The sequence below is a fragment of the Borreliella spielmanii genome, from assembly GCF_014201705.1.
GTDB lineage: Bacteria > Spirochaetota > Spirochaetia > Borreliales > Borreliaceae > Borreliella > Borreliella spielmanii.
On sequence record NZ_JACHFA010000009.1, the window covers coordinates 1 to 6699 of the forward strand.

The following is a 6699-nucleotide window of genomic DNA, read 5'->3' on the forward strand; positions in this document are numbered from 1 at the left end:
AAATCTTATAAAAACAGATATCAATATGCTTAAATCTCATGTAAACACACTTCATAATCAATTCAAAGAACAAACTACAGAAGTAGAAACACTACAACAAGTCATATTATCAATATAGACTCTTAATGCCCTTTTAATTTAGTGGAAATTAAAAAACAGTATATTGGGGGTTTATATAAAAAACATATTATCTACTAAAGTAGGTAATATTGACAATCTGTTTTAGACTAGAAATTCTTATCTTATTTCTACTAGAGAAGTTTCTATAAGAATCATGAAAAGTATATTTAAAAACCAAAAATCAATTTATTTGCTATATAAATAAATATAAAATATTACAATCTTAATAAAGATTATTAAGATTGCGCACTTATTGCTATTTTATATGGATTCATGATAATATTCACAATTCACATCCCCTCTAAATTTAAAAGTTTTAACAATTAAATTATAAATAAGATATTGTTTCATTTTTTAATAAAAATTATTTCTTTAATTACACTAATATATTTTCATCTTTTTAGAATTAAGACTTATTAATTTAATTAAGTTAACTCTTTTTTTTGATATAATAAAAAATATTTTATGGATTTTTAACATGAAACTACTAGAGTAAAACTTTAAAATTCACCTAAAGTGAAAATAATTTTGTGAAAAAAGGTATAAGTATTTTAAATATATTTTTTTATTTCATCAAAGCTTGAAATTTATGGTAGGCCTTGTAAATTATGTTATATGGATAACATATGGTAATTTATGAATCATGAAAGATAAATATAATAATTTAATTAAAGATCTTAAAAGTCTTAGGTATTCTTATGTTTTTTATCTATTCGGTTTAAAACTTTATCATAGTTTAGATATACCTATCATATTAATAATAATTATTAATTAGCGGAAAGCATTAATATATCTAGATCCTTATGAAGTCTATTTTTTAATTAACCCAAATCCTATTATTTATCTATTGATATAATCTACATAATTTTGAGAATTTTATAATAACTTAACAAATTCTTTTAAGATTCTTTATAAAAAGAATAAATATAGCCATAATGCTTGCATATCTTACTATAAAAAAGAGACAAATTAATAAAATAGAACATATAAAATTACATCAAGTCCAAATCTATTTAACAAAACTATTAAGCCAATATTTTCTAAATATCCAAATTTATTAAACGAGAGATTAAAGCTCTCTATTGATTAACAAAAAACACCTTGGTGAAATTTTCAATAAAAACCCAGCAGAGAAAATTCTCTCATCTATAATTTCTATAGTATTTAAATGGAGAATTCTTTATTAAGAAAGAGATTTTAGCATTAAAAAATCCTTTTATAGATATCTTTTCGGCATTAAATTGGGTAACAAGCTCAAACCCATTAGAAAAACAGTTCACAAAATAAAGTTTAGAGTTAATAAATATTTTAGATTGAGATTATACATAGCAAAAAAGCCCTATATGGGCAGTTCCGTTTATAACGAACAAATAGGATGGGAAACTAACTCCCCAACCTAATTGAATAATACCATAATATGTCTTATAAATCAATAAGTTTGTTTTTTATGTTTTTTATTTTTTTATGTTTTTCATATTCGATTATAAGCTCAGATAAAATCTCTTTCTTGTCTTTATAAATTTTTTCAATAATAAAATACAATCTTTTAGTATCTTGTTTACAAAAATTATATATTTCTTTATCTTTTACTAAAATTCTAATAGGAATGCTTTCATCAATATCTTTAGACTCACTGTATGTGTCTTTGTCTAAAAAATTTCTACCTTCTATATCTCTTAATATAGCTTTAAAGCCCACTTCCTTTATTTTATCAATAGATACTTTGCCTTCTAAAACTTTTTGATAAATCTTTAAATATCTATAAGCTTGACTTTTCGCAACTTCAAAAGATTTTATAAAATCATTAAACCTAGCAAAACCATCATATTTATATAATTCTTTTTGTTTAATTTCATATAATATTTTCATTCTTTGAATTTTATTATTAATATCATCTTTTAGGTTATATTTAAGCTGTTCTTTTAGATTGTTATAATTTATTAATTCTTTGTCTTGATCGGCATTTGAATCTACCTCTTCGTTATAATTTCCAAAACGATTGCTAAATAATTCTTCTTTATCTTTTTTAGCTTTTATTTTCATTTCAGGCTCCCTACTTTACATTCCCCCGGGGGAATATAAAAAAATGTTACAAACTTAAGATATTTTTTAATACATTTTTTGCTTCTTTATAATATTTACTCTTAAAATCTGGTTCTAAACGATTAATTATAAAAACTTTTATGCTATTATAATAATGAACTTTGCCTTTTATATAATTGCTATATCGTTTATATAAAGCATCTTCAACCTCCTTAAGGATATTTCTATTTTTAATAAATTGATTTACAACAATTGAAATATTGTATCTTTTGTTTATAATTTTTTGTATTAGTATTTCTAAACTTTCTATTGACCATGTTTCAGGTTGAACCGGAATGACAATATGATTAGTAACATTTAATGCATTTTTTAAGATAAAACTAAAACTGGGGGGTGTATCAAATAAAATATAATCATAATTGTGACTTAAAATATTTTTATCTAAACAAAAACTTAATAAGTTTTCTTTATTATCTATATTTTCATAATTAAATTCATCAAGAGAAGGATGTGATGGAATTATAGAAATATGATCATTAATTTTGTTTACGCATTGATCAAAATAAGCATTGCCTATTAATAAATTATAAATATTATTTTTATCAAAATTAAAAACATATTTTTTAAAATATGAAGTTAATGCGTTTTGCGAATCCATATCAATAAGCAATACTTTTTTACCTAAATCTTTTAATATGTAGGAAAAAAGTATTGATAATGTGCTTTTTCCGACACCTCCTTTAAGATTTGCTATTGTTATGATATTTGATTTTTTTCTATCCATTTATATATCACTCCTGTATCTTTTAACTTTTTGCTGTAAAACTTGTATACTGTGTTTTCCATTTTCTTTATATGTTCTAAATTAAATTTGTAATATTCGGTATTTTCTTTATCTTTTTTCCTTAATAGTGTTCTAAGAGACTGAACATAGCACTTAATAGAACCCTTGCTAAATTTAAATTCCAAATAATAAAGTTTTTTTATCACATAAGATTTATTGTCTTTTTTTAAAAAGAAAGGCTTTTCTAATTTGTCCCATCCATATTTTATTCCTAGAAATTTATTATCTTCTTTTAAGGGAAAAAGATTGAATAAATAATAATTTTTTTTATTGTTAAGTTTCTGAAAAATTAAACTTAATTTATGGTCTTTATTGGTAATTCTAAATTTTATTAAATGTTTAAAAAGTTTTGTATAATATATTTTTTTATTATCAATTTCTTCAATTCTAAAAAAAGCAGTTTTCTCTTTCTCTTCCTTATTTATATTTTTATTATATTCTATTTCTTTTTTATTTATTATTTCCTTTTTTCTTGATTTTAGTTTTTCTAGTAAATTACTCAAATTTAAGCTCCTTTTTTAAAATTCTATTTAAAATGTTACTTGCTATATGCTTTGCATTTCCACTGAAATTAGTTTTTTTATTATTTATCTTCCATTTAGAACTGTATGAATCTTTAAATTCCCCTACAAGCAAATAGAAATCTGTTTTATAGGGAGCATATTGTCTCATAAAGTGAATTTTGTTTTTATATTCTTTAAGTTTGCTTAAAAAGAAAGATAAAATATCTTCTTTTTTATAATCATATGATAAATAGCTAAAGAAATCTTTGTAATTAAAAAGTGTGTTTTTATAAGTTTTCTCTGGATTTTTAGTATGTTTTATTATGCTTTTTATCTCCTTAGTTATTTCTGTAGGCAATTCCAATTTTTTTTCTAGAACGGGTTTTTTTAATTCTTTTTTATTAGAATTTTTTTTAAAAATAGATTTAATAGAATTCTTATTATATATATTATTATAAGGTGTTATATATACAGTGACATTTTCAGTGACATTTTCAGTGACATTTTCAGTGACATTTTCAGTGACATTTTCAGTGACATTTTCAGTGACATTTTCAGTGACATTTTCAGTGACATTTTCAGTGACAAAAGTATCTTTTTCTTTTTTTACTTTCTTATAAAGGGCTGCTTTAGTGCTACTAAAATAAGCATCTATTAATTTATATGCAATAGGGGATACTTTATATATACACAGCTTTCCTTTAAACTTTCCCAGGTTATTTGAGAATGTTAGTATTCTTTTTTCAATTGCTTTTATACGAATTAAAAATCTTAAGTCTTCTCTTAAAGTTCTTATCACAGTTGGTTTATAACTTTCTTTGTTTATATTTGAGTTTAGAACCCTAAGTATGTCTCCTTGATGATGAGGATGGAGTGCTTTTAATTTTTCAGAATTAAAATGAATTCTATGTATTGAAGCAGTATATTTTTCTTCAAAACTTTTATTTAAGTAATTAATTACTGAAATCACCTTTTTTAGTCTAGAGTCTTTTAAAAGTAGTTTATTAGACTTATTAGTGTTAGCTTTATTATGGTCAAGTGAATTTAGTGCCATCTTAGTCTCCTATTTGCCCGTATTAATAAACATTATTATGTATAAAATATTTTAAAATTTCAACCCTTATTTTCAATATTTTTTATTATTTATAGATGCTGTACTTTAAAAAGTACTATCTCCTAATGCTTTTTTATTTTTATTACTATTTATCGTGAAATTCAATGGTCTATAAATAGTTTGAGCTTTGCATTGGATGTTAAGTTTTTTCTTTGTTATAAATAGATTTATTTTGATTCTGAATATACCTTTTAATAACGTTAATAGATGCTCCTTTAGTAGGAATAAGACAATATCTAGGCGACCAAAAATAAGGTTTCCAATAATACTTATTTCAATAAGTAGAATATTTTTTTATAAGCTCCCAAAGATGCTGTTTTTAGATTATTGATGAATTTAGAAGTTTAAATATTAGGAATAAATTCTAGTAGTAAATAAATATGATTTTTATCATAGTTGAATTTATCAATGGTTATTTCCCACAATAAATATATATTAAGTATTATTTGATAAAGATAAGATGAAAGCTCGTTATTTATTCATTTATGACTATATTTAGCAACAATACTAAGTGATAATTAATATTAATAGAATATACTCAGTGATTATTAAAAATTAGTTTATGTGCCATATGTATTAAGTATAAGATTAAGATATTGCTAAAATAATGAAGTATATTAGTGCTATTAAAGCTTATGAGTATAAAATATATCCTAATACTAATCAAAAGTATTTAGATGTGTAAGATTTTATATAACAAAATGTTAAGTTATAAAATATATTATTATAAAAAATAAGCAAAGTTTTATTACTTATCTAAGTAAATATAAAGAAGAGTTTCCATTTTAAAAAGAAATTAATAGTTCAGCCTTTTATAATTCTCAAATTGATTTAAACTCTCTACACATAATAATTTTTCAGAGAAATTAAAAAAGAAATAGAACATAAGGCAAATTTTTAGAACCAATAATCAAAAAAGCTTAATAAGAATAGAAAGTGGCTATATTAAGTTGCCTAAATTGTATTTGTAAAGCCCTATTTACAGTGGGTATGAAGAGCAATCAGATTATTTAAAATGTAGTAGTAGAAAAAAGATACCGATGATAAATATTATAGTTTAGTGTCAGTTGAGTGCTTAGATATCAAAAATAACAATAAAATTAAATATGATAAAAAAAGGGATAGTTGGCATTGAGTGGGCATGGACTACTTTAGTAAGTAGTGAATGTTAGAGAACTAATCATCCTAAATATTTACTAAAAATGAAAATAAACTTAAGAAATGCCAAAGAAAGTTGGAAAAAAACAAAAAGGTTATATTAATAGAACTAAATCTAAATTAAGAGCTTTTAAGCTACATAATAAAATTTCAAATCAAAGAAAAGACTTTTCACATAGGTTGTCTTACTATTTTATATCTAATTATAAAAATACAATAATAAAAAACTTATCAGTTAAAGGTATGCAAAAAGGAATTTTTGGGAAAAGTATTAATAATTTAGGATGGCATGAGTTTGTAAGAAAATTATCATATAAATTAGAACGGCATGGATTTTGTTTTCATAAAGTAGATAGATATTTTCCATCAATCAAATTATGATGTAATAATTGTTGTATTAAAAATATAACTCTAAAATTAAGGGATACTAGGTGGACTTTTAACAGTCATGGTGCCATGTATTATGGAAATATAAATATGGCTCTAAATCGTTAAGGTCTATTGCTGTAAATAAATAAAAATCAAGGCAGGAACTGCCTAAAGTAAAGCTTGTGGGACCATGCTTCTAGTGGATGCCCGTTTCTTGTAGAGCCTAAAAAGCTATCATGGGATGAAACAAGAAGCTATTTCTATAATCCTTGATTAGAAATAGTAGTTCACATATGCTTTTTATGATATCTATAGAAACTCCTTCAGTAGAAATAAGGTAATAATTTTTAGACCAAAAATAAGATTTTCAATATTATTTACTAAAGTAGATAATATGTTTTTTATATAAATCCCGAATATACTGTTTTTTAATTTCCACTAAATTAAAAGGGTATTAAGAGTCTATATTGATAATATGACTTGTTGTAGTGTTTCTACTTCTGTAGTTTGTTCTTTGAATTGATTATGAAGTGTGTTTACATGAGATT

The 6699-nt window shown here is 23.0% G+C and carries 6 protein-coding genes; 1 reads left to right on the forward strand and 5 read right to left on the reverse strand.

Annotated elements, in window-relative coordinates; translation table 11 throughout:
- Nucleotides 1-1542: 1542 nt before the first annotated feature.
- The 5 genes from HNR35_RS05205 to HNR35_RS05990 all read right to left on the reverse strand — a co-directional run bounded on the left by HNR35_RS05205 (nucleotide 1543) and on the right by HNR35_RS05990 (nucleotide 4850).
- Entirely contained in the window at nucleotides 1543-2163 is a 621-nt protein-coding gene (locus tag HNR35_RS05205) for a chromosome replication/partitioning protein (RefSeq protein ID WP_011703909.1), read from the reverse strand.
- Nucleotides 2164-2209: 46 nt separating this feature from the next.
- Nucleotides 2210-2947 (reverse strand): ParA family protein, encoded by a 738-nt coding sequence (locus HNR35_RS05210; RefSeq protein WP_011703908.1) that lies wholly within the window; start codon nucleotides 2945-2947, stop codon nucleotides 2210-2212.
- The gene (locus tag HNR35_RS05215; RefSeq protein WP_014486330.1) at nucleotides 2920-3510 is read right to left on the reverse strand and encodes a DUF226 domain-containing protein; all 591 of its coding nucleotides are present in this window, start codon (nucleotides 3508-3510) and stop codon (nucleotides 2920-2922) included. The genes HNR35_RS05210 and HNR35_RS05215 overlap by 28 nt, the downstream gene beginning before the upstream one ends.
- Nucleotides 3503-4564, reverse strand: a complete 1062-nt coding sequence (locus tag HNR35_RS05220) for a plasmid maintenance protein (protein WP_183224386.1) — start codon at nucleotides 4562-4564, stop codon at nucleotides 3503-3505. The genes HNR35_RS05215 and HNR35_RS05220 overlap by 8 nt, the downstream gene beginning before the upstream one ends.
- A 199-nt stretch (nucleotides 4565-4763) precedes the next feature.
- Nucleotides 4764-4850: a hypothetical protein gene (locus HNR35_RS05990; RefSeq protein WP_080563300.1), complete on the reverse strand. Its 87-nt coding sequence runs from the start codon at nucleotides 4848-4850 to the stop codon at nucleotides 4764-4766.
- Nucleotides 4851-5845: 995 nt separating this feature from the next.
- Between HNR35_RS05990 and HNR35_RS05890 the strand changes: the two genes are divergently transcribed.
- Nucleotides 5846-6163, forward strand: coding sequence for a transposase (locus tag HNR35_RS05890; protein WP_236845802.1), 318 nt, complete (start codon nucleotides 5846-5848; stop codon nucleotides 6161-6163).
- Nucleotides 6164-6699 lie beyond the last annotated feature (536 nt).

What these genes read in the sequence shown, in the direction of transcription:
- HNR35_RS05205 (WP_011703909.1), bottom strand. Translation starts at nt 2,163, where the DNA reads ATGAAAATAAAAGCTAAAAAAGATAAAGAAGAATTATTTAGCAATCGT.
- HNR35_RS05210 (WP_011703908.1), bottom strand. Translation starts at nt 2,947, where the DNA reads ATGGATAGAAAAAAATCAAATATCATAACAATAGCAAATCTTAAAGGA.
- HNR35_RS05220 (WP_183224386.1), bottom strand. Translation starts at nt 4,564, where the DNA reads ATGGCACTAAATTCACTTGACCATAATAAAGCTAACACTAATAAGTCT.
- HNR35_RS05890 (WP_236845802.1), top strand. Translation starts at nt 5,846, where the DNA reads ATGCCAAAGAAAGTTGGAAAAAAACAAAAAGGTTATATTAATAGAACT.